Consider the following 20,823-nt stretch of genomic DNA (forward strand, 5'->3'; position numbering starts at 1 on the left):
AATAAACCGTTGGGGTATTTCTTATTGCCTGAATAATCCTGATTTTTTCGTTGTTATTTACAGCATGACTGGAGATGAAATTAATCATTGGCTTTTTTAAGTTAAAAAAGTATTTGATTAAAAATGCCAAAGTGTAAATGATATTTTAAAATAAAGTAAAAGTGCGTTAATATAGCGATTCTTATTACACTTTTGCTACGCGATATTTCTATTATGCCTGCAATTAAAAAAACGATTATATCTATGACCGCATTAGCGATGTTCGTCAGTACGGCGACCTACGCGAATGGCGATACCTCGAAAAAAACTGACTTTCTGCTGATCGGTGGCGGCATCATGAGCGCGTCGCTGGGCACCTGGCTGCAGGAGCTGCAGCCGGAATGGAAACAGGTGATGGTGGAGAAACTCGACGGCGTCGCGCTGGAGTCTTCTAACGGTTGGAATAACGCTGGTACCGGTCACTCGGCGAATATGGAACTGAACTATACGCCGCAGCGCGCAGACGGTTCCATTGATGTCAGCAAAGCGTTGGATATCAACGAACAGTTTATGATTTCCCGCCAGTTCTGGTCGGCGCAGGTTAAGCGCGGTATTTTGCACGACCCGCATTCGTTTATTAATTCCACGCCGCATATGAGCTTCGTGTGGGGCGATAATGTTGATTATCTGCAGAAACGTTATAACGCACTGCAGCAAACCACGTTATTCCAGGGGATGAAATTCTCCACCGATCACGCGCAAATTAAACAGTGGGCGCCGTTGGTGATGGAAGGGCGCGACCCGCAGCAGAAAGTAGCCGCGACCTGGACGCCGGTCGGCACTGATGTTAACTACGGCGAAATTACCCGTCAGTTGATCGGCAGCCTGAAAAAAAGCAGCAACTTCACCCTGCAGACCTCCTCTGAAGTGACCGATTTCAAACGTAACGCCGATAACTCCTGGCATGTGACGATTAAAAACGTGCAGAGTGGTGAAGAGCAGGCGATCGACGCCAAATATGTCTTCATTGGCGCTGGCGGCGGCGCGCTGAAATTACTGCAGAAAACCGGCATTCCGGAAGCTGACAACTATGCAGGCTTCCCGGTTGGCGGTTCGTTCCTGATGACCGAAAACCCGCAACTGACCCAACAACACCAGCAGAAAGTTTATGGTCAGGCCTCGGTAGGCGCGCCGCCGATGTCGGTACCGCACCTTGATGCGCGTTACCTCGACGGTAAGCGCGTGGTGTTATTCGGACCATTCGCGACATTCTCGACCAAGTTCCTGAAAAACGGCTCTTTCTTTGATCTGTTGAGCACCACCACCACCAGCAACGTGCTGCCGATGACCCACGTCGGTCTCGATAACTTCGATCTGGTGAAATATCTGGTGAGCCAGGTGATGCTAAGCGATGACGACCGCTTTGCGGCGCTGAAAGAGTACTATCCGAATGCGCGTAAAGAAGACTGGAAGCTTATCCAGGCAGGCCAGCGCGTGCAGATCATCAAGAAAGACGCAGAGAAAGGCGGCGTACTGAAACTCGGTACCGAAGTAGTGGTCGATCAGCAGAAAACCATTTCTGCGCTGCTCGGCGCGTCTCCGGGCGCTTCCACCGCCGCGCCGATTACGCTGAACGTCATTAAGCAAATGTTCCCGCAGCAGTTTAACTCGCCGGAGTGGCAGAGCCGTATTCACGCTATCGTGCCGAGCTACGGCGAGAAGCTGAACGGTAATGTGGCGCTGACCCAGCAGGTTTGGGACGATACCGCCGCAGCGCTGCAGTTGACCAAGCCGCCGGTGATTCAGATGAATGCTGCCGCGCCAACCTCGACCGCAAAACCGGCTGAGCCGCAACGCGAAACTTCGCCGCAGCACGATATGGCGCTGTAACGTCGATATGCCGGGTGGCGGCTACGTTTCGTGCCATGTGTAGCCCTGCTAAGCGCAGCGCGAGCAGGGAAAATCCTGGTTGTGCCGTATTGTGTCGGATGGCGCTACGCTTATCCGACCTATGTTTCGTGCCATTTGCCATCCCGGTAAGCACTGGAACCGTAGCCCTGCTAAGCGCAGGCAGGGAAGACCACGGTCTTCCCTTTTTTACATCACCATTCCAGGCGTTATTTATGAATGCCGCTCATAACCTCATTATGATTTCCGCGGATTATCCGTTACCCCGAAACCGCTAAAATAGGTCTCGGTCAAAGCATACTCATAGGTTATTGGTATACTGCCTTGAATTGACGCAGGAAAACGATAACCAGGAGTGTGGAAGGGCTATGAAAGATGATATCAACCAGGAGATCACCTTCCGCAAGCTGTCGGTATTCATGATGTTTATGGCGAAAGGCAATATCGCCAGAACCGCCGAAGCGATGAAGCTCAGCAGCGTTAGCGTTCACCGCGCGCTGCATACCCTGGAAGAGGGTGTCGGTTGCCCGTTGTTTGTCCATAAAGGCCGCAATTTGCTGCCGCTGCAGGCGGCATGGACGCTGCTCGAATACTGCCAGGATGTCATGAGCCTGATGAGTCGCGGTCTCGAAGCGACGCGCAAAGTCGCCGGCGTCGGTCAGGGGCGGCTGCGCATCGGCACTCTCTATTCCCTGACGCTCGAAACCGTCCCACGCATCATCATGGGCATGAAATTGCGTCGCCCGGAGCTGGAGCTGGATCTGACGATGGGTTCTAACCAGATGCTGCTGGATATGCTGGAAGATGATGCCCTCGACGCTATCTTAATCGCCACCAATGAAGGCGAGTACAACAATTCGGCCTTCGACGTGGTGCCGCTATTCGAAGACGATATCTTTCTTGCCGCCCCGGCAACGGAGCCGTTGGATACGTCGCAGCCCGCCGATCTGCGCGATTACGGCAACCACAAGTTTGTCTCGCTGGCGGAGGGCTTTGCCACCTATGCCGGCTTTCAGGAGGCGTTTCAGGTGGCGGGTTTTGAACCGGAGATCGTCACCCGGGTGAATGATATCTTTTCGATGATAAGCCTGGTGCAGGCGGGTGTTGGTTTCGCGTTGCTGCCCGGGCGCATGAAGAAAGTTTATGAAAAGGATGTACAGCTGTTAAAGCTGGCGGAACCGTACCAGATGCGCCAGCTGATCTCTATCGTCTATTCGCACCATCGTGAACGCGATGCCGACCTGCTGGCGTTGGCGGCGGAAGGGCGCATGTATGCCCGTAGCCTTAATCGTTAAGACGCTGCGCCAGGTGGCGGGCAACGTCAACGCCGCTGCGTTCCAGCGAAATACTCTCGCCGCGCCAGCCCGCCTGGCGGGTCAGGCAAGTGAGCACGCCGCCGGGCGGCATCTCTATCGCCAGCCTGGCGTCGCGTTCATCGGCAGCAACCATCGCCTCCTGCCAGTGCACCGTGCGCGCCATATTCATCGCCAGATCGTCGGCGATCCGTAGCGGATCCCATAGCACGCGCGCCGTCGAGCCGCTCAGGTAGGCGCAGCGCGGACGCTTAAGCGTGACCTCAGCAAAGGCGTTCGCCAGTTCAGCGGCGGGTTTATCCAACAGCGCACAGTGCGACGGCACGCTGACGGCCAGCCGCTGCGCCTTACTGGCGCCAGCCTGTTGCGCCAGCCGCGCCACCTGCGCCATCGCCTCATTGCGGCCAGCGATCACGATCTGCGTTTCGGCATTGAGGTTGGCGAGATAGACGTCATGACCCTGCATTAACGCTTCAACACGCGATCGGCTCAGGCCCATGATCGCCGTCAATCCATAGCCCTCGGGGTAAGCTTGCTCCATTAAATCGCCGCGCAGGGCGACCAGCCGCAGGGCGCTGGTGAAGTCGAGCGCGCCGGCAATCACCGCTGCGGGAAATGCGCCGATCGACAGGCCGCTGACTAACTGCGGGTTAACGCCCTGGCGTTGTAGTTCACGCGCCCAGGCGACCCCGGCGATCAGCAGGCATAGCTGCACCGCGCGGGTATGTTTTAGCGCCTCGGCGCTATCGAGGGTGTCAACTTCATCTCCCAGCACTTCGCGCGCCTGCGCGAAGACCGTCTCACGGTCGGGGATAGCCGCCAGCATGGCGGGATGCTGGCCTCCCTGACCGGGAAAGGTAAACAGAATCTTCATATTTCCTCCCTGCGCCACGGTGCATCGGTTAAGCGTGCGCCGCGGGATGTTTTCAACAGCGCCCGACCGTCGCGCAGCCACTCATTGAGGGCGAAGGCGCCGTATGGTGTTTCTACCTGGGTGTCGGCCCGGCACGGTAGTTGCGCGACGCGAGCCTGCCATTCAAGCAGCACTTCGCGGGCCAGCGGCTGCGGGGCGCGGATCAACAGATCCAGATCGCTGTCCGCATGCAGTACCGGGATCTCGGTCGCCAGTGCGTAACCGGTACTGCCGGTGACGCCCCAGCACCAGGGCCAGGCGTGTAAGGTGAGCGCGATAGCCGCCTGAATCGGCGGCTGTGAGACAAAAGGGGAACCGAGCAGCGTTTCCCGCGCGACGAGCATTTCCGGCGTTGCGCGGCGCACGATATTTTGCGCCTGTACCCAACCGGCGGCGCGCTGTTCGCGTTTCATTCCCCGCACCCCGACCGGGATGCGGGATGGGTCGTCAACGTCGCGTCTCACCACCACCGGCAGCGCGGCTCGCCACTGCTGAGCCACCCATGGCTCGGCAATCGCTTCCAGCGCGCTGGCGTGATTTAACCAAATTAAGTCGTGCGGACGCGGTGTTGATGACATGGTTTACAGTCCTGAAGTTAAAGAGATAAACAGCGGTAGCGACAGGATACACAGAACCGAGCTCAACAGCAGCACTGCCTCGGCATCCGGCGACTGCACGCCGAAGCGGTTGCCGAAGACTACGCCGAAGAAGCCAGCGGCCAGCGCAATCATCAGGATCGCGGTAATGGCGATGGATCCGTGCAGGCCGAGCAGCATGACCAGACCCCAGGCGATAAACGGCTGAACCAGCAATTTGACGATGGTCGACGTCGCGATAAGCGCATTGAGCTGCAGTTTACGCGCTGACAGAATCACCCCGGTCAGGAACAGCGCGGCGGCGGTTGCGGCCAGGCCCAGCGGTTTGATCGACGCCAGCAGCAGATCCGGCATTTTTATGCCGATAGCGGAAAGCACCACCCCGAGCAGCGGCCCCCAGACGATCGGTTTTTTCACCGAACGCCACATGAGCACTGGCAGCATCGCCAGCGTCGAACCGGTGTTCTCGCCAGCGGCGCGGGCTTTTTCACGTTCCAGAATCAGCAGGCAGAACGGGGTCATCAGGACGGAGCCGCAGGCGATAGAGACCGCCACCGACAACGATGTTGATGGACCTTCACCGAGCACGCTGCCGAGGATCGGCAGGCCCAATGCGGCATAGTTCGGCAGGGCGACGGTCAGGGTCAGCACCGCGGCATCCTGCGGCGAACGTTTAAATACGCTGGTGGCGAGGAAGTAGATAGCGGCATAGGTAATCCACATCGCGCCGGTCAAGACCAGCACCAGCGGCGATTGGGCGACAATACCGCTCCACGGCGTTTGTACCGTTGCGCTAAACAGCGTCGCGGGTAGCGCAAAGTCCATAACAAAAATATTAAGCAGCGAGACGTTTTTGTTATCGACCATCCTGGCCTTACCGGCCCAGAAGCCCAGTAGCATAATGACGAAAATGGGTGCGAGAGCATGAATAATTACATAAGTCATAAATCACCTGTCAATAAAATAGAGTACTGGCGCGATTGTTATTTTTTCTAAAAGCCGTCCCTTCCCGGGGCGCCAACGGCGCTCCGGGAGACTGCTTCCGGCAGGTTTTCTTCTACTACTTACGTACGAACGGCTTACCAGCTGGAGCGCATGCGGTCGCGAACCTGCTGCGAGCTGCGGCGGTTTTCCGCACCCAGACGACACTTCAGCGAGGTATCGTTGCGCGCGTCAGCGATGGCGTCGCGCAGGGTGCGGCTGACCAGCGACAAATCGTGGTCGTCGGGCGCATCCGGATTGTTGATATCGAGCAGGGCGGCGAGCAGACCGAGCGTCGCGTAGTTGCTGACGTCATAGGCCATCGGCGGAATGGTCGCCGCCAGTTTTTCCAGTGCCTCCACGGTACGCAGGGTAATACGCGCCGCCGACGCTTTACCCATCGCGTGAACCAGCACGCCGCTATCGTTGAAGGCGATCAGACGGTTGGCCTGGTAGCCGTGGGCCAGAAACGCCCCGGACATCGCTTTACCGACGATCAGGCCAATCACCGGGTGGCCGGCAAGACGCGCTTTGGCGTAAGCGCCTGCGGCGCCTGCCAGCGCCTGGTGAATACCGAACGCTTCTTCGCGGCGGCCGTAGGCCTGGCTTGGGACATCGATCACCGCGACTATCGGGCGTTTACGGGTCTGGCTGGCGTCGGCGGCGATGGTTTCATTGACCACTTTCGCCAGCGTCCAACCTTCCAGCAGACCGACTTCGCCGCCAGCGGCGCGCGGATAGTGATTATCGGCATCCGGTACGACGGCGATAAAACGGACATTCTCGCCATCAAAAACACTATCGGCGACCTGAACAGACGGGCACAGCCCGCTCATCAGCGGCGCGTCAGACGCCAGTTTGTTTAACCACAGCGCGGCGCGGTTTGGGAACTGACTCATTATTTATCCTCCCGGGCAAAAAGCTGTTTGATCTGCGCGGTATCCGCCTGCAGGCGGGTATCGAATTGGCTCAGACGGCTCAGATAATCGTCGTATTGGTCGCTGCGGTGCGACGCGGGTACGCCTTTCGCGATCGCCTCGTTCATCGCCGTTTTCACCGCGTTGACGCCATCGTTAACCAGTGCGTCAACCAGGCCGCTGGCGGCGCGAATTTCACCGCCGGTCATGCTCCAGATAAACGGACGGTTGCGGGAGTCGTATTCTTCAATACCGGCTTCCTGTTCGATAACCTGCGGGCCGTTGAGGCCGAGGCGGGCTTCGCGGGTAACGATAAGATAGCTACACAGCGCAGCGGCGATGGACATGCCGCCGAAGCAGCCGACGGTACCGGTGATAATGCCGATCACCGGAGTGTAACGGCGCAGGTCGACGATCGCGGCGTGAATATCGGCAATCGCGGCAAGACCGAGGTTAGCTTCCTGCAGACGCACGCCGCCGGTTTCGAGGCACAGCACGGCCTGGGTTGGGATGCCGTTGCGGTTATCTTCCGCCGCCAGCTCCAGCGCGGCGGCCATTTTGGCGCCCGACACTTCCCCCATGCTGCCGCCCTGGAAGGTACCTTCGATGGCGATGACCACCGCTGGTTGGCCGTTGATCGTCCCTTTGGCGACCACCATACCGTCGTCGGCTTGCGGGACGATGCCCTGCGCGCCGAGCCACGGCGATATAATCCCCTCAAACGGATCCAGCAGCTCGCGATAGCTGCCGTCATCCAGCAGGGCGTGAGCGCGTTCACGAGCGCGGAGTTCGATAAAGCTGCGATCGTTACGCATGGGCGGCCTCCTCAAAAACCTGTTCGATACGAATGCGGGCGACGCCCGGCGTGGCGCCGAAATCGTGAATAATCAGTTGTCCGGCGGGTAGACCGTTGATCAGGTTCAGTCGCTCGAAAAGCGCCTGCCAGCGTGCCTGGCTGTTATCCACTGAGGTGGTGATTTGTATGTTGAGCGTGGCGCTCTGTCCGGCGGTATAGAGCACTTCCATATCGCCGGAACCTACTACGCCTGCCAGCGCTTTGCCGCGGAGGGCGCGGTTGGCAGGAAATGACAATGTAATCTGTTCCATAACATCCTCTGAATGCGTTAGCCGGAAACCCGGTCGAGAAACAGGGTGGCGGCAAGGAGATCGGCCGCGCCACCCGGCGAGGCGTTTTGCGCCAGCATTTGTGTATCAAGGCGCGCCAGCGCGGCGCGACCGGCGACGCTGGCGCAACCGCCCGCCGCCAGTACCTCGCGGGCGCCTTCCTGCATGGTTTGCAGGCCGCTCATCCCGGCGCGCGACAGCACGCAGGTATCGCTTAGCGAGGTCATGATGGCCATCAGCGCATCGAGTCGCGCTTGCTGTTCGCTGGCGCCCAGCGCCCGGCTACTCAGCAACTGCGGCAGCGCCAGGGTGGTGATATGCGGAAAACCGCGCTGTGCCTCTTCGCGCGCGCCGGGGACCTGCCAGCGGCGGCTGGCGCGCAACCCTTTACTAAAGCTTTTCGGCGCAAAACCGTCTGGCAGGCGGGCAAGGGCGGCGGCGGCGGCGGCGATCGCCTGTGAGTGACCCTCTCCGCCCAACATCGCCGCGGCGCTGACCAGCAGGCCCATTGCCCAGATCGCGCCGCGATGGGTATTGACCCCAGCAGTGGCCTGCATCATCTGCGCTTCGCCTTCACGCCCCAGGCGGCCGACGGTTTCACGCAGCGCGATATCGACCGGGCGTTGCCAGCTTTGCTGCGCCAGCGCGTGGAACGTTGGCTGCAGGCTGTGGGCGGAGCGCTCCATCAGCGCCAGGTTGAGATCCTGGTGCGCGCCGTTGCCCCGGCTATCGACCAGTCCCGGTTTCGGGCTCAGACGGGCTTCGTCAATCAGGCAGGCGCTGGCGGTATGCGCCAGCCAGCTGACGCGGTTTTCTGCGTGTTGGGAGGAGAGTTTTTTCATTACCAGCTCCGGAATTTAGCCGGTGGGTTGTACAGTCCGTCAGACCATTCCACCAGCTCGGCGACGCTACCGGCGGCTAACAGCGACCGAGTGGCGTCGCTGCGGCGAATGCCAATATCTTCCGGGTAGACGACTTTGCCGCTCTGGCGCAGCGCAGCGACGCGTTTGGCATCAACGCCCAATCCGATATCGGTGATCCCGGCAACGGCGGCGACCATCGCCCGGCGCTCTTCAAGGCTTTCCGCGCGGTAGAGGTAGGCGATGCCTTCTTCAGTCAGCACGTGGGTGACGTCGTCGCCGTAAATCATCACCGGCGCCAGCGGCATGCCGGAGGTTTTCGCCACGTCAACTGCATCGAGAGTCTCTACGAATGTCGGTTTGACGCCAGCCTGGAAGGTTTCGACCATCTGCACGACCAGTTTTTTCCCGCGCTGCATCGGGTCGGGTTCGGTGATCATATTGAGCCAGGCGGGGGTGGCGTGGCGGCGGCCGTGCGGGTCGTGGCCCATATTCGGCGCGCCGCCGAAACCGGAAAGCCGCCCGCGGGTGACGGTGGAGGAGTTGGCCAGGCCATCAACCTGCAGGGTCGACCCGATGAACATATCCACCGCGTACTGCCCCGCTAACTGACAGAAGGCGCGGTTCGAACGCATCGAACCATCCGGACCGGTAAAGAAGATATCCGGGCGGGCACGGATGTACTCTTCCATCCCCAGCTCGCCGCCGAAGCAGTGCACGCTCTCCACCCAGCCGCTCTCAATCGCCGGGATTAACGTCGGATGCGGATTCAGCGTCCAGTGTTTACAGATTTTGCCTTTCAGACCGAGCTGTTCGCCGTAGGTCGGCAGCAGCAGTTCGATGGCGGCGGTGTTAAAACCGATACCGTGATTTAGCGACTGCACCTGATGCTCGGCATAGATGCCTTTAATCGCCATCATCGCCATCAGGATGTGTTCTTGTTTGATCAGACGCGGGTCGCGGGTAAACAACGGTTCAATAAAGAATGGCTTATCGGCGACCACCACGTAATCGATCCACGAGCCGGGAATATCGACGCGCGGCAGGTCGCATTCGTCATCCACCAGTTCATTGACCTGGGCGATAACAATGCCGTCGTGGAAGGCGGCAGCTTCCACCAGCGCCGGGGTATCTTCGGTGCTTGGCCCGGTGTACAGGTTGCCTTTGCGGTCGGCTTTATAGCCGGCAATCAGCGCGACGTTCGGCGACAGGTCAACGTACAGGCGTGAATAGAGCTCGATATAGGTGTGGATGGCGCCGATTTCGAGCAGCCCATCTTCCAGTAGCTGCGAGATGCGCAGGCTTTGCGTGCCGGAGAAAGAGAAATCGAGTTTACGGGCGATGCCTTTTTCAAACAGATCCAGATGTTCGCTGCGCCCGACGCTGGGCATAATCATATGCAGGTCGTGAATTTTCTGCGGATTAACCTCCGCCAGCATGCGGGAAAGGAAATCCGCCTGCTTCTGGTTGTTGCCTTCCAGCACGACCCGGTCGCCGGGAGCGAGCAGATTTTCCAGTACGCTGACCAGTTGGTCAGTCGGGATGACCTTACCGGCGATCTTCGCTTCGGCCAGTCGCCGCTGTTTTTCCGTCCGGCGACGGTTCCAGACCCGTCCCGTCGTTTGTTCGGCATTCATTGTTAACCTCCTGATTCGACAAATCGTTTTGTTTGTCCTGGTGGAAGTTAGTGTGCGATGCGCGGCGTAGCGCATCAATTAAGCACAGCGGCCAATCGTTAGCCTGAGAGTAATGATTGGATGAGCCTGATTGTGATGGGGATCAATAATAAAAAAGGAGTTGCAGTCTACGAGGGAAAGACGAGGAAGGGGGCTGGCAAATCAGCCAGCCCGTAACGGATTTATTCTTTACTCAGGTCACTGAGTAAATAAGCAATGCTCTGACCGCCGTTGGTCTGTTCAAGGGCAATTTTCGCAATGATAGTTAAGGGTACCGAGAGCAACATGCCGACCGGCCCCAACAGCCAGCCCCAGAATATCAACGACAAGAAGACCACCAGCGTTGAGAGCCCCAATCCACGGCCCATAATGCGTGGTTCGAGAATATTGCCGAACACCAGGTTGATGATCAGATAACCGGCGGCGACGATCAGCGCCTCGTACAGGCCGCCAAAAACCATCACCTGCAAAATCGGCGGAATGGCCGCCAGCACCGAACCGATATTAGGAATATAGTTAAGCGCGAAGGCCAATAGCCCCCACATAAAGGCAAAACGCACGTCCAGCAGCACCAGCATGCCCCAGACCACCAGCCCGGTCACCAGGCTGATAGCGGTTTTCAGCACCAGATAGTGCGACACGCTATCGATCGCCCGCTGAATTGCGCCCATGCCTTCAACCGGCCGCGCCATGAGCTGCTGTAGCTTGGCGGGCAGTTGCGGGACTTCCAACAGCATAAATACCACGGTCAGTAGGAGCAGGAAAATGGACGACATGGCATTCGACAGTTGCGTCAACAGACCGGTGACTAACGTCATCACGGCGTTGGGATCGATATATTTGTTCAGCTCGATGACGGAGACGGTAAAGCCAAAGCGCTGCAGCCACGGCGTCACCGTCTTCAATGGCTCCGACAGCGAAGTGCGATACTGCGGTAGGGTACGCGCCAGCTCATTGAGCGAGGTGCCTAGCGATGCCAACAACACGACCGCCAGCAGGACGATTAAGCCGACCAGCAGCGAGATGGCCAATACGCGCGGCACCCGGCAGCGTACCATCAGCTGTACCAGTGGGTTAATCACCACCGCAAGGAACAGCGCTAAGATAAACGGGACGATGATATCGGCGGCAAAGCGGATGCCAGTGAGGATGATAACCAGCATGCCCAGCATGATGACGATCTTTAGTCCATTAAGGGTAATGATGGGTTTAGCCATTGGATTCCTTGCTATGGGGGTGAAAAACTTCCTTGATCATAGCGACTTTGCTATGCGTTTTTATGATGAAGATCAGCTTGAGAAAAAGCTAATCTAAATCGGAAGTTAGACGTAAAGAATTGCAAAGACTTTGAGTTAATTGTAGCACTATGGTACAAATTTACTTGTGTTTAACTACCGAGGACAATTTTTTTCCGCAATGACGAGAAGCAACACCGCGGGTAATTGTAATTTTATGAACAATCAGTTCAGCCTTTATTTATCAACTCATCTCGCATTACCTCTCACCATCTCTCGATTTGCTGGCGAACAGCACTGGCGCTCAGCGCTATAGTCCCATTCTTTCTGCCTGAGCTGGCGCACCGCGCACGGCTAAACCTACGTCAGAATTTTTCGGTTTACCTTTGTAAGCCGCCAAGGATTATATTCTCAAGCAGGAGAAGGGATTATGTTTTATTGGATTTTATTAGCCTTAGCTATTGTCGCTGAAATTACCGGCACGCTGTTTATGAAATGGGCAAGCGTTAGCGGCGGTCATACAGGTTATATTTTAATGCTGGCAATGATTGCGCTTTCTTATATTTTCCTGGCCTTCGCCGTTAAAAAAATTGCTCTCGGTGTGGCGTATGCGCTGTGGGAAGGTATCGGTATTTTGTTGATTACCATGTTTAGCGTGCTGTTGTTCGATGAAAGCCTGTCGGGCGTGAAAATCGCCGGTTTGGTCACCCTGGTCGCGGGTATCGTGCTGATTAAATCCGGCACCAAAAAAGCGGTAAAACAGCGTAAGGAGACGGCTCATGCAACAGTTTGAGTGGATCCATGGCGCCTGGCTGGCGCTGGCAATTGTGCTGGAAATTACCGCTAACGTATTGCTGAAATTCTCCGACGGATTCCGACGCAAGTTCTACGGCATCCTGTCGCTGGCGGCGGTGTTGGGCGCCTTTAGCGCCCTGTCGCAAGCGGTAAAAGGTATCGATCTTTCCGTCGCTTATGCCCTGTGGGGCGGGTTTGGTATTGCCGCGACCCTCGCTGCGGGATGGATCCTTTTCGGCCAGCGTTTGAACCATAAAGGCTGGGCTGGCGTTGTGTTGCTGGTCGTCGGTATGGTGTTGATTAAACTGGCTTGATGTTATGCCGCCTGCGGGAGCAGGCGGCGGAGCGGGGGCGCGGTACCGTACGCATCGCTAATCACTCGTTGGCTAATGCTTCCAGTTTGTCGCGAAATCCGGTCACCGAAATGGCCCGGTTATCGGCGCGGTAACGATCCTTCGGCCCCGGTGCCGAGCTCTGTACCGCGATCACCCGCCAGCCGTCATCAGTCTTCAACAACAGCGGGGAGCCGCTATCGCCCGGCAGAGTATCGCACTGGTGAGAAAGCACTGAGGTTTGCGCCCAACCGGTGACCAGACAGTCCTGGTGACTATAAAGACTATCCAGATGATCCTCCGGATAGCCGGACTGCGTGACCTTGCGGTCTGCCGCTTTCAGCGCTGCGGTCAGCGCTTCTTTATCACCGCTAAAGATCGGAATTGGCGTAATGCCGCCAGGCGCATAGCGCAGGACGATCAGGCCGAAATCCCACGGCGCGGCAGCGGAAGGCACAATCCAGCCATCGCCGTCCGCTTTGAGCCGTCTGCCTAACGACGGGTCGGTGCGTCCATCAATACCGTGAATTTCATAAACCCAGTTGCCTTTACGCGAGATAAAGCGCAGCGCGACGGCTTTATCCGGTTTGCCTTTCGGCGGCTGCAACAGGCAGTGCCCGGCGGTTAATGCCAGATGAGGTGAAATCAATGTGGCGGTACACAGATTACCGCTGGCGGTTTCTAACTGGCCGATAGCATCCCAGGGGGAATCGGCCGGATTACTGACCGCTTTACGGTCGTCATGGCCGAAAAAGAGCGTTTTGATATCTTTTGCGCTCATGTTGTCATCATCAGCATGAGCAAACAGGGGAAATACACAAAACGAACACAGTAATAACAGTACGTCTCTACGCATATCACTCTCTGGGGAGATAATTATGTCTATTGAAAGTAGCAGGAGATTTAAGTTTATGAAAGTTAAGAATAATTCTAATTAAGCCAAACGGCGGTTAAAACCACTCCGAACTTCATTTCTGTCGTGAAAGAACCATGTTAATTCAAATGGTTAACACTTTATCTCTGCCGTTGCCATTTCCGCAGAAAGCGCCGGTCAACGCAACATAATTCGTGTATCGGAACGTACGTAAGGCGTCGATAAAATAATCAATTTGCGTTGCTGGTCATTCGCAAAATGCCGTTCATCGCGAGTATTTCAGTCGCCAGGAAGGCGAAAAAGTTTAGGGATGTTGGCGTTTTTTTACCATCTTCTCAATTATTTTCACTGCGAAACATTTTCTCACCGTAAACATCGCAGCCGACAGGTTTCGTTGAATAAAAAGAGAGGTTCTCCCGGCGATCATAAGCGTAATGTCTGATCCCGCAGCGGGAGGGTGTATGTCTAAACAAGGTATTCGCGCATTAGTTTATGTTTCACTGGTTTCGGTTCTGATGTGGGGAGCGATGGGCTACCTGGTGATTGAAGCCGTACATGCGATGTAGTGGCGAGCGTTATCACGCGGGTGTGCCGAGACGAAGGATATCGGTGGGTACGGGGCCGGGAAGATGCGCCAGCAAAAATGCCTGCAATAGTGCGATCGGTTGTACGTTAAGGCTGTTTTTCGGCCATACCAGGTAGTACCCCTCGCCGGTGGCGACCGCCTCAGGGAAGGGGGTCGCCAGCAGCCCGGCGCGGATGGTTTCCAGGCTTAGCAAGAGATCGCCTACCGAAACGCCGTGGCCGCTCATCGCCGCCATATTTCCCTGTTCCAGGGTATCAAAAATCATCCCTTGCGCCATTCCCTGTGGGGCCAGGCGTCCGCTTTGCTTGAGCCAGCGCTGCCAGTCGCGCCGATCGGTCGTGGGGTGGATCAGTGGGCAGGCGGACAAATCGCGCCGCGCCGCCGCCAGCATCCCCGGCGCGCAAAGTGGGATCAACCATTCAGCGAACAGCAGTTGCCTGGCGTTCTCCTCACCAAAGTCGCCATCGCCCAGCAGAATCGCGCAATCATAGGGTTCGCGGGTAAAATCAACGCTATCGCGATCCATCCATACGCTACTCATCTCAATCACCGGCTGCGGATGCTGCTGGCGGAATTGCTGCAGTGCATCCAACAGCCAACGCATGGTCAAGGTCGATGGCGCTTTCAACCGCAGTTTTCCGGCCTGCTGACGCAGAGTCTGGCAAGCGTGTTCGATGGCGGCGAAATGCTCGCCGAGGGCGGAGGCTAACCGTTCGCCAGCGGCGCTAACGGTGACTTTGGGACCATGGCGCGTGAATAGCTGGCAGTTAAACCAACTTTCCAGGGTACTGATATGGCGGCTGATGGCGCCAGGAGTGACGTGCAGCGCCTGTGCGGCCTTGCTGAACGAACCAAGGCGGGTGGCGGTTTCAAAAGCGCGGAGCGCGTACAGCGGCGGCATCGACATTATTCTTTTATCTATGTTGAGTAAAACTCACATTCAAACTCAGGATAGATCGTTTTTCAACTCTCAAATTGAAGGGGAAAATGCGGTTTTTTCCACGTTGAGGGTGAGTCAATTTCATGAATTATTCTTTGTTAATGGCCTATTGCCTGACGGTATTGGCGCTGGTTGCCACGCCGGGCCCGGTGGTGATGCTGGTGACGGGGACGGCGGCGCGGGAAGGGGCGACTTGCGCAATACGGACTATGTTTGGCAGTCATCTGGCGTCATTGTTACTGATAACCTTCGCGGCGATGATGCTATACGGGCTGGTAGCGGTGGATCCCCTGGCGCTCACGCTGCTGGCGCTGGGCGGTTCCGTCTACATTGCCGTCCTCGGGCTGGCGATGTGGCGTGATGAAGAGACGTTGTCAGAGGTGAAAAAAATGCGTGGTGGGGTGGGAAAAGGATTTATTACGGCATTAAGTAATCCCAAAGATATCCTGTTTTTTGCCGCCTTTTTCCCACAGTTTGTCCCGGTCACCGGCGAATTTGGGCTCAGTCTGGGACTGCTGACCCTTCTTTGGGCAGCTATCGATCTTGGTGTACTGTCGCTATATATCCTGGCGATTGATCGTTGGCTGCAACCCACGCGGGTCCGTCTGCTCACGAAAATTTCAGCGCTGTTGTTGTTGACGATGGCATTGTACGGTTTTGGCTATAATTCCTGGCAGTTGCTGCAGAGATGGGGGACATGATGACGATCGATGAAACGCTATTACAGGCGCTAGCGGCTGGCGCGACAACAGAAATAAAGGTGGAGGAGCTGGCGCAGGAGCTACTTATGGCACGGCAAAAGATCCGCGAACTGGAACGTCAACTGGCGACGCCGATTCGCTTACCTTTATCCAGCGCGAGCCCGGTGTGTGAGATTGAAGCCGGGTATGCTGCGGGAGTCAGCGATAGTCGTCAGGCTATTCGTGAAGCCGGTTTTCCCATTGAAGGGGATGATTAACGCCTGCCTAGTAGAGGAAAAAACGTGTTGCCACCAGCGCGCAGATAATCAGCAGTATCAGGATGAGCTCAAAACGATAACGTCGCAGCATAGCGCTCTCCAGAAAAAAACGGCGCTGAAACAGCGCCGATTTACACGATACCAGACTAAGCGGGAAGATTATGCAGCTGGCTGTGCAGCTGGTTTAGCCGCGGTGTGTTTGGTGGCTTTGTGATGTTTTTTCGCAGCCTGAGCTTTCTGTGCTACTGGCTTAGCGGCAGTTTTGTGGTGCTTTTTAGCGGCCTGCGCTTTCTGTGCAGCGGGTTTGGTTGCCGCTTTTTTGTGGTGTTTTTTCGCAGCCTGAGCTTTTTGCTCTACAGCTGGTTTAGCAGCGGCTTTTTTGTGTTTCTTGGCAGCCTGTGCTTTCTGTTCTGCAGCAGGTTTGGCGGCAGCTTTGTGGTGTTTTTTATGATGCGTAGTCTTGGCAGTGGTGCTGTGAGTTGCAGCAGCCGGAGCCTGAGTGGTGCTTGCTGCATCAGCAGCGAAAGCAGCGGAAGACAGACCCATAGCAGCGGCAACGACCAGAGCTAATACTTTTTTCATTCTGATATCCTCGAAAAGTTTTCTTCATTTCAACCCCACTGCGGGGCCGTTGAAATAACTATATGCTTGTCTTTTCGAGCTTTCCGTGAGTGTTTGGTATCGGCATGTAACCGTTTGTACAATGTGAATGTACACAGGAATCGCGCGCCGGAGCAGGCCCCGGCGCAGAAGGTTTAGAGGTAACGGGCGGTAAGATGCTGGCGGAAGTAGTCGCTGTTGAGATCTTCGCCGGTGGCATTTTTAATCAGTTGCGAGGTGGTGAAGCGGCTGCCGTGCTGCCAGATATTGTGCCGCAGCCAGTCGAACAGGGTATGGAAGTCGCCGTTGGCCACGTCCTGCGCAAGATTAGGCAGCGCGCGTTTGGCGGCGGCCATTAGCTGCGCGGCGTACATTGCCCCCAACGTGTAGGAAGGGAAATAGCCGAAGCCGCCATCGGTCCAGTGAATATCCTGCATACAGCCATCGCGATAGTTACCGGTGGTCGAAATACCCAGCCAGCTTTGCATTTTCTCATCCCACAGCGTCGGAATATCGTCAACGTCAATCTCGCCGTCGATCAGCGCGCGCTCGATTTCGTAGCGCAGAATGACGTGCGCCGGATAACTGACTTCATCGGCATCGACGCGAATGAAGCCTGGCTTCACGCGTTGGTTCCAGGCGATAAAGTTCTCTGCGCTGAACGCTGGCTGGTCGCCAAAACGCTGCCGCACGGCGGGCAGCAGGCGGTCGAGGAATGCTTCGCTGCGGCCAAGCTGCATTTCGAAGAACAAACTCTGCGATTCGTGAATGGCGGTTGAACGGGCCAGCCCCACCGGCTGATCGACCCAGTTGCGTGGTAGATTTTGCTCATAGCGCGCGTGACCAGTTTCGTGGATCACGCCGAACAGGGCGCTCAGTAAATCGCTCTCATTGTAGCGGGTGGTGATGCGGACATCCTGCGGGACGCCGCCGCAGAACGGGTGGGCGCTGATGTCGAGCCGCCCGCCGTCAAAATCAAACCCCAGTACCCGCATCGCTTCCAGCCCCAGCTCGCGCTGATCGGCAACGGCGAATGGCCCCTGTGGCGCAAGCCGCGTTTGTTGCGCTTGCTTATCAACGACATTGGTCAGTAGCGACGGCAGCCAGGATTTAAGATCGGCGAACAGAACGTCGAGGCGCGCGCTGGTCATATCGGGTTCAAAAATATCCAGCAACGCGTCGTAGCGTGAGCATCCTTTGGCTTCGGCGCGGATCTGCGCCTCTTCGCGGCTGAGTTTAACTACCTCGCGCAGGTTTTCGGCAAAACCCTGCCAGTCGTTGGCCGGGCGCTGGCTGCGCCAGGCGTGTTCACAGCGACTGCCGGCCAGCGATTTCGCTTCCACCAGACTTTCCGGCAGCAGCGCCGCCTGTTGGTACTGACGAGTCATTTCGCGCAGGTTGGCCTGCTCCAGGTCATTAAGGTCTTCCTGCTGCGCGTGCTCCAGCCATTCACCAACCTTCTTGTCGGTTAAAATCTGGTGCTGCAGCACGCCGAGTTCCGCCAGCGCTTCGCCGCGTGCGCGGCTGCCGCCGGGCGGCATCATGGCGAACATATCCCAACCGGCGATAGCGGCCAGATGAGAGAAGCGGGAAAGGCGTTGGAAGGTGCGGGTGAGCTGCTGATAGTTGTTATTTTCAGTCATAGTCTCTTCTGGCCTGTAGCGAGTGGGAAAGTATCGATTGTCCGGTTCTACACTATCGTGTCGACAGGATTTGGTCGAGTCGCGAGCGGCGACTTTTTGCCAGCGGCGCGGTTTACCCTCGGCTAAACTTAATTCAGGCGCTGGCTGTCAGCGGAGGCGAGTATGAATCCGTTCACGTGGGTGTTTTTCGCACTGCTCTCTATGGATGCTCTCAGAGAACTGTTGGGATTACCGTCGGTACTCGGGCTGTGGTGAGCGGACGTGACCCGCAAGGGCCACGTCGCTAAAGGTTATTTCAGGCGGTTGTGCAAACAGGCGCCGGTCAGGAGTGCGGCCATCAGCAGCAGCGCAATAAAGCCGCCGACGCCGTTCCAACCGTAGTTGTGCCAGAATACCCCGCCTAATGTCCCCGCAATGCTGGATCCCAAATAATAACTAAACAGATACAGCGATGAGGCCTGGCCGCGGGCGCGGCGCGCTCTTGGGCCGATCCAACTGCTGGCGACCGAGTGAGCGGCAAAGAAACCGGCGGAGAACAGCAGCATGCCGATGAAAATCAGCCACAGCGGCGAGAACAGCGTCATCAACAGGCCAAACAGCATCACCGCAATAAAGAACAGCATCACTGGACCACGGCCGTAACGCACCGTCAGCGCACCAGCCTTCGGCGAGCTCCAGGTCCCGGTCAGATAGGCGACCGACAGCAGGCCGACCACTGCCTGATTCAACGACCACGGCGACATCATCAAACGGTAGCCGATATAGTTAAACAGGGTGACGAACGCGCCCATCAGCAGAAAACCTTCGAGGAACAGCAACGGCAGGCCGCGATCGCGCCAGTGCAGGTGGAAGTTAATCAGCAACGATTTGGGTTTCAGCGACATTGGGCGGAAATGGCGCGACTCCGGCAGGATACGCCAGAACATAATGGCCGCTGCCAGCGCGAAGCCGCTAATGACCGCCAGCGCCACGCGCCAGCCGAAGAAATCGGTAAATACCCCGGTGAGCAGACGGCCGCTCATGCCGCCAATCGAGTTGCCGCTGATGTACAGCCCCATCGAAAATGCCACGAAGCTTGGATGGATCTCTTCGCTAAGATAAGTCATGCCAACAGCCGCCACGCCACTGAGCGACAGACCGATCAGCGCACGCATGATCAGAATGCCGTGCCAACTGGTCATCACCGTTGATAATAACGAGCAACACGCCGCCAGCAGCAGCGCGGTGACCATCACCGGCTTGCGGCCAATGGCATCCGACAGCGGGCCGGTAAACAGCAGGCCGACGGCGAGCATCGCGGTGGAAATCGACAGTGAGATACTGCTACTGGCAGGCGTTACGCCGAACTCGCTCGACAGCACTGGCAGAATGGGCTGTACGCAATAAAGCAGGGCGAAGGTAGCCAGTCCGGCGGAAAACAGCGCCAGGGTGACGCGTATAAACGCCGGCGTGCCGCGTTTAATGAATTGATTTGGCTGGGAAACGACCTTATCTCTGACGTCACTCGCCGGTGCGGTGTCAGCGGTTGTTGTGTTACTCACGGAGAATTCCTTGCTTATATACAGCTGGATTACAAACAAACTGATGTGACCATTCAGCTCACATTTTTAGGGTATAAAATTGTAAATATTCCGTCTAATATATTAATAATCTCAAATAAGACGTTTTAAATATGAATATCGAGCTGCGTCATTTGCGTTACTTTGTCGCCGTGGCGGAAGAGCTGCATTTTGGTCGCGCGGCGGCGCGTCTGAACATCTCCCAACCGCCGTTAAGTCAGCAAATTCAGATTCTGGAACAACAGATTGGCGCGCGTCTTTTTGCCCGTACCAACCGCAGCGTCAGCCTGACGGCGGCAGGAAAACAGTTTCTCGCCGATAGCCGGCAAATTCTGGCGCAGGTGGAAGATGCCGCCGCCCGCGCCGGGCGTCTGCACCATGGCGAGACCGGCGAGCTGCGCATTGGCTTTACCTCGTCGGCACCGTTTATTAAAGCGGTTTCCGATACGCTCTCGACGTTTCGCCGTCGTTTTCCCGATGTGCATATTCAGACCCGTGAAACCAATACTCGTGAGCAAATTATGCCGCTGAATGAAGGGGCGCTCGATCTTGGCCTGATGCGCAATACGCAGTTGCCGGAAACCCTGTGTTGGGAAAGGGTATTGCGTGAGCCGTTACTGGCGATGGTGCCCGGCGATCATCCTCTGGCTTGCCAGCATACGGTCAGTCTGGTTGAACTGGCGCGTGAACCATTCGTATTTTTCGACCCGCACGTCGGTACCGGTTTGTACGACGATATTTTGGGGTTAATGCGTCGCTACGGGACTGCGCCGGTGATTACGCAAGAGGTGGGCGAGGCGATGACGATTATCGGCCTTGTGGCTTCTGGCCTTGGTGTGTCGATCCTGCCCGCGTCGTTTAAGCGGGTACAATTGAACGAAATGCGCTGGCTGCCGATTAGCGAACCGGATGCGGTATCGGAAATGTGGCTGGTGTGGGCCAAACACCGCGAGCAGGGGTTGGCGGCGCAGCGTTTTCGCGACTATCTCCTCGCCGCTGCCGCCCTGGCAAAATGAGACAAAAATCGGTCAAA

Annotated in this window: 21 protein-coding genes; 7 read left to right on the forward strand and 14 right to left on the reverse strand. The window is 56.8% G+C overall.

Going from position 1 to position 20,823, the window contains the following annotated elements:
* The first annotated feature begins 213 nt into the window (after nucleotides 1–213).
* Nucleotides 214–1,869, forward strand: coding sequence for a malate dehydrogenase (quinone) (gene mqo / locus PYR66_11020; GenBank protein ID WEF30178.1), 1,656 nt, complete (start codon nucleotides 214–216; stop codon nucleotides 1,867–1,869).
* Nucleotides 1,870–2,255: 386 nt separating this feature from the next.
* Nucleotides 2,256–3,182 carry a LysR substrate-binding domain-containing protein gene (locus PYR66_11025; GenBank protein ID WEF30179.1) on the forward strand — a complete coding sequence of 309 codons (927 nt, stop codon included), beginning with the start codon at nucleotides 2,256–2,258 and terminating at the stop codon, nucleotides 3,180–3,182.
* Here the strand turns inward: PYR66_11025 and mdcH are convergent.
* The 9 genes from mdcH to PYR66_11070 all read right to left on the reverse strand — a co-directional run bounded on the left by mdcH (nucleotide 3,172) and on the right by PYR66_11070 (nucleotide 11,485).
* A complete protein-coding gene (mdcH, locus tag PYR66_11030) occupies nucleotides 3,172–4,074 on the reverse strand; it encodes a malonate decarboxylase subunit epsilon (protein WEF30180.1) in 903 nt (300 codons plus the stop codon). The two genes, PYR66_11025 and mdcH, sit on opposite strands and share 11 nt — an antisense overlap.
* Complete coding sequence (locus PYR66_11035; protein WEF30181.1) at nucleotides 4,071–4,691, reverse strand: malonate decarboxylase holo-ACP synthase; 621 nt, start codon at nucleotides 4,689–4,691, stop codon at nucleotides 4,071–4,073. Before PYR66_11035 ends, mdcH begins: the two co-directional genes overlap by 4 nt.
* A 3-nt stretch (nucleotides 4,692–4,694) precedes the next feature.
* Nucleotides 4,695–5,654, reverse strand: a complete 960-nt coding sequence (locus PYR66_11040) for an AEC family transporter (protein ID WEF30182.1) — start codon at nucleotides 5,652–5,654, stop codon at nucleotides 4,695–4,697.
* Nucleotides 5,655–5,788: 134 nt separating this feature from the next.
* Nucleotides 5,789–6,589 carry a biotin-independent malonate decarboxylase subunit gamma gene (gene mdcE / locus PYR66_11045; GenBank protein WEF30183.1) on the reverse strand — a complete coding sequence of 267 codons (801 nt, stop codon included), beginning with the start codon at nucleotides 6,587–6,589 and terminating at the stop codon, nucleotides 5,789–5,791.
* Complete coding sequence (locus tag PYR66_11050) at nucleotides 6,589–7,422, reverse strand: biotin-independent malonate decarboxylase subunit beta (protein ID WEF30184.1); 834 nt, start codon at nucleotides 7,420–7,422, stop codon at nucleotides 6,589–6,591. Before PYR66_11050 ends, mdcE begins: the two co-directional genes overlap by 1 nt.
* On the reverse strand, nucleotides 7,415–7,714 hold the full coding sequence (mdcC, locus tag PYR66_11055; GenBank protein ID WEF30185.1) for a malonate decarboxylase acyl carrier protein: 300 nt from the start codon (nucleotides 7,712–7,714) through the stop codon (nucleotides 7,415–7,417). The genes PYR66_11050 and mdcC overlap by 8 nt, the downstream gene beginning before the upstream one ends.
* A 17-nt stretch (nucleotides 7,715–7,731) precedes the next feature.
* Nucleotides 7,732–8,574: a triphosphoribosyl-dephospho-CoA synthase gene (locus PYR66_11060; protein WEF30186.1), complete on the reverse strand. Its 843-nt coding sequence runs from the start codon at nucleotides 8,572–8,574 to the stop codon at nucleotides 7,732–7,734.
* Entirely contained in the window at nucleotides 8,574–10,229 is a 1,656-nt protein-coding gene (mdcA, locus tag PYR66_11065) for a malonate decarboxylase subunit alpha (GenBank protein ID WEF30187.1), read from the reverse strand. The genes PYR66_11060 and mdcA overlap by 1 nt, the downstream gene beginning before the upstream one ends.
* Nucleotides 10,230–10,450: 221 nt before the next feature.
* A complete protein-coding gene (locus tag PYR66_11070; protein WEF30188.1) occupies nucleotides 10,451–11,485 on the reverse strand; it encodes an AI-2E family transporter in 1,035 nt (344 codons plus the stop codon).
* A 448-nt stretch (nucleotides 11,486–11,933) separates the two neighbouring features.
* Here PYR66_11070 and mdtJ point away from each other — a divergent pair, with 448 nt between their 5' ends.
* Both mdtJ and mdtI read left to right on the forward strand, forming a co-directional pair.
* On the forward strand, nucleotides 11,934–12,296 hold the full coding sequence (gene mdtJ / locus PYR66_11075; GenBank protein WEF30189.1) for a multidrug/spermidine efflux SMR transporter subunit MdtJ: 363 nt from the start codon (nucleotides 11,934–11,936) through the stop codon (nucleotides 12,294–12,296).
* Nucleotides 12,283–12,612: a multidrug/spermidine efflux SMR transporter subunit MdtI gene (gene mdtI, locus PYR66_11080; GenBank protein ID WEF30190.1), complete on the forward strand. Its 330-nt coding sequence runs from the start codon at nucleotides 12,283–12,285 to the stop codon at nucleotides 12,610–12,612. Before mdtJ ends, mdtI begins: the two co-directional genes overlap by 14 nt.
* 61 nt (nucleotides 12,613–12,673) lie before the next feature.
* On the opposite strand, the gene PYR66_11085 is transcribed toward mdtI, so the two are convergent.
* Together PYR66_11085 and PYR66_11090 are read right to left on the reverse strand one after the other, a co-directional pair.
* Nucleotides 12,674–13,486, reverse strand: a complete 813-nt coding sequence (locus PYR66_11085; GenBank protein WEF30191.1) for a serine protease — start codon at nucleotides 13,484–13,486, stop codon at nucleotides 12,674–12,676.
* 596 nt (nucleotides 13,487–14,082) lie between these two features.
* Complete coding sequence (locus PYR66_11090; GenBank protein WEF30192.1) at nucleotides 14,083–14,997, reverse strand: LysR substrate-binding domain-containing protein; 915 nt, start codon at nucleotides 14,995–14,997, stop codon at nucleotides 14,083–14,085.
* A 116-nt stretch (nucleotides 14,998–15,113) separates the two neighbouring features.
* Between PYR66_11090 and PYR66_11095 the strand changes: the two genes are divergently transcribed.
* Together PYR66_11095 and PYR66_11100 are read left to right on the forward strand one after the other, a co-directional pair.
* Nucleotides 15,114–15,731 (forward strand): LysE family translocator, encoded by a 618-nt coding sequence (locus PYR66_11095; GenBank protein ID WEF30193.1) that lies wholly within the window; start codon nucleotides 15,114–15,116, stop codon nucleotides 15,729–15,731.
* Complete coding sequence (locus PYR66_11100) at nucleotides 15,731–15,988, forward strand: hypothetical protein (protein WEF30419.1); 258 nt, start codon at nucleotides 15,731–15,733, stop codon at nucleotides 15,986–15,988. Before PYR66_11095 ends, PYR66_11100 begins: the two co-directional genes overlap by 1 nt.
* Before the next feature lie 159 nt (nucleotides 15,989–16,147).
* Here PYR66_11100 and asr read toward each other — a convergent pair whose 3' ends face one another.
* The 3 genes from asr to PYR66_11115 all read right to left on the reverse strand — a co-directional run bounded on the left by asr (nucleotide 16,148) and on the right by PYR66_11115 (nucleotide 19,772).
* A complete protein-coding gene (gene asr / locus PYR66_11105) occupies nucleotides 16,148–16,570 on the reverse strand; it encodes an acid resistance repetitive basic protein Asr (protein WEF30194.1) in 423 nt (140 codons plus the stop codon).
* Nucleotides 16,571–16,743: 173 nt separating this feature from the next.
* Entirely contained in the window at nucleotides 16,744–18,231 is a 1,488-nt protein-coding gene (locus PYR66_11110) for a carboxypeptidase M32 (GenBank protein WEF30195.1), read from the reverse strand.
* Between the two features lie 290 nt (nucleotides 18,232–18,521).
* The gene (locus PYR66_11115) at nucleotides 18,522–19,772 is read right to left on the reverse strand and encodes an MFS transporter (protein ID WEF30196.1); all 1,251 of its coding nucleotides are present in this window, start codon (nucleotides 19,770–19,772) and stop codon (nucleotides 18,522–18,524) included.
* Nucleotides 19,773–19,903: 131 nt separating this feature from the next.
* Here PYR66_11115 and PYR66_11120 point away from each other — a divergent pair, with 131 nt between their 5' ends.
* Nucleotides 19,904–20,806, forward strand: a complete 903-nt coding sequence (locus PYR66_11120) for a LysR family transcriptional regulator (GenBank protein ID WEF30197.1) — start codon at nucleotides 19,904–19,906, stop codon at nucleotides 20,804–20,806.
* Nucleotides 20,807–20,823: the final 17 nt, after the last annotated feature.

It is taken from the genome of Klebsiella aerogenes, assembly GCA_029027985.1.
Lineage (GTDB): Bacteria > Pseudomonadota > Gammaproteobacteria > Enterobacterales > Enterobacteriaceae > Klebsiella > Klebsiella aerogenes_A.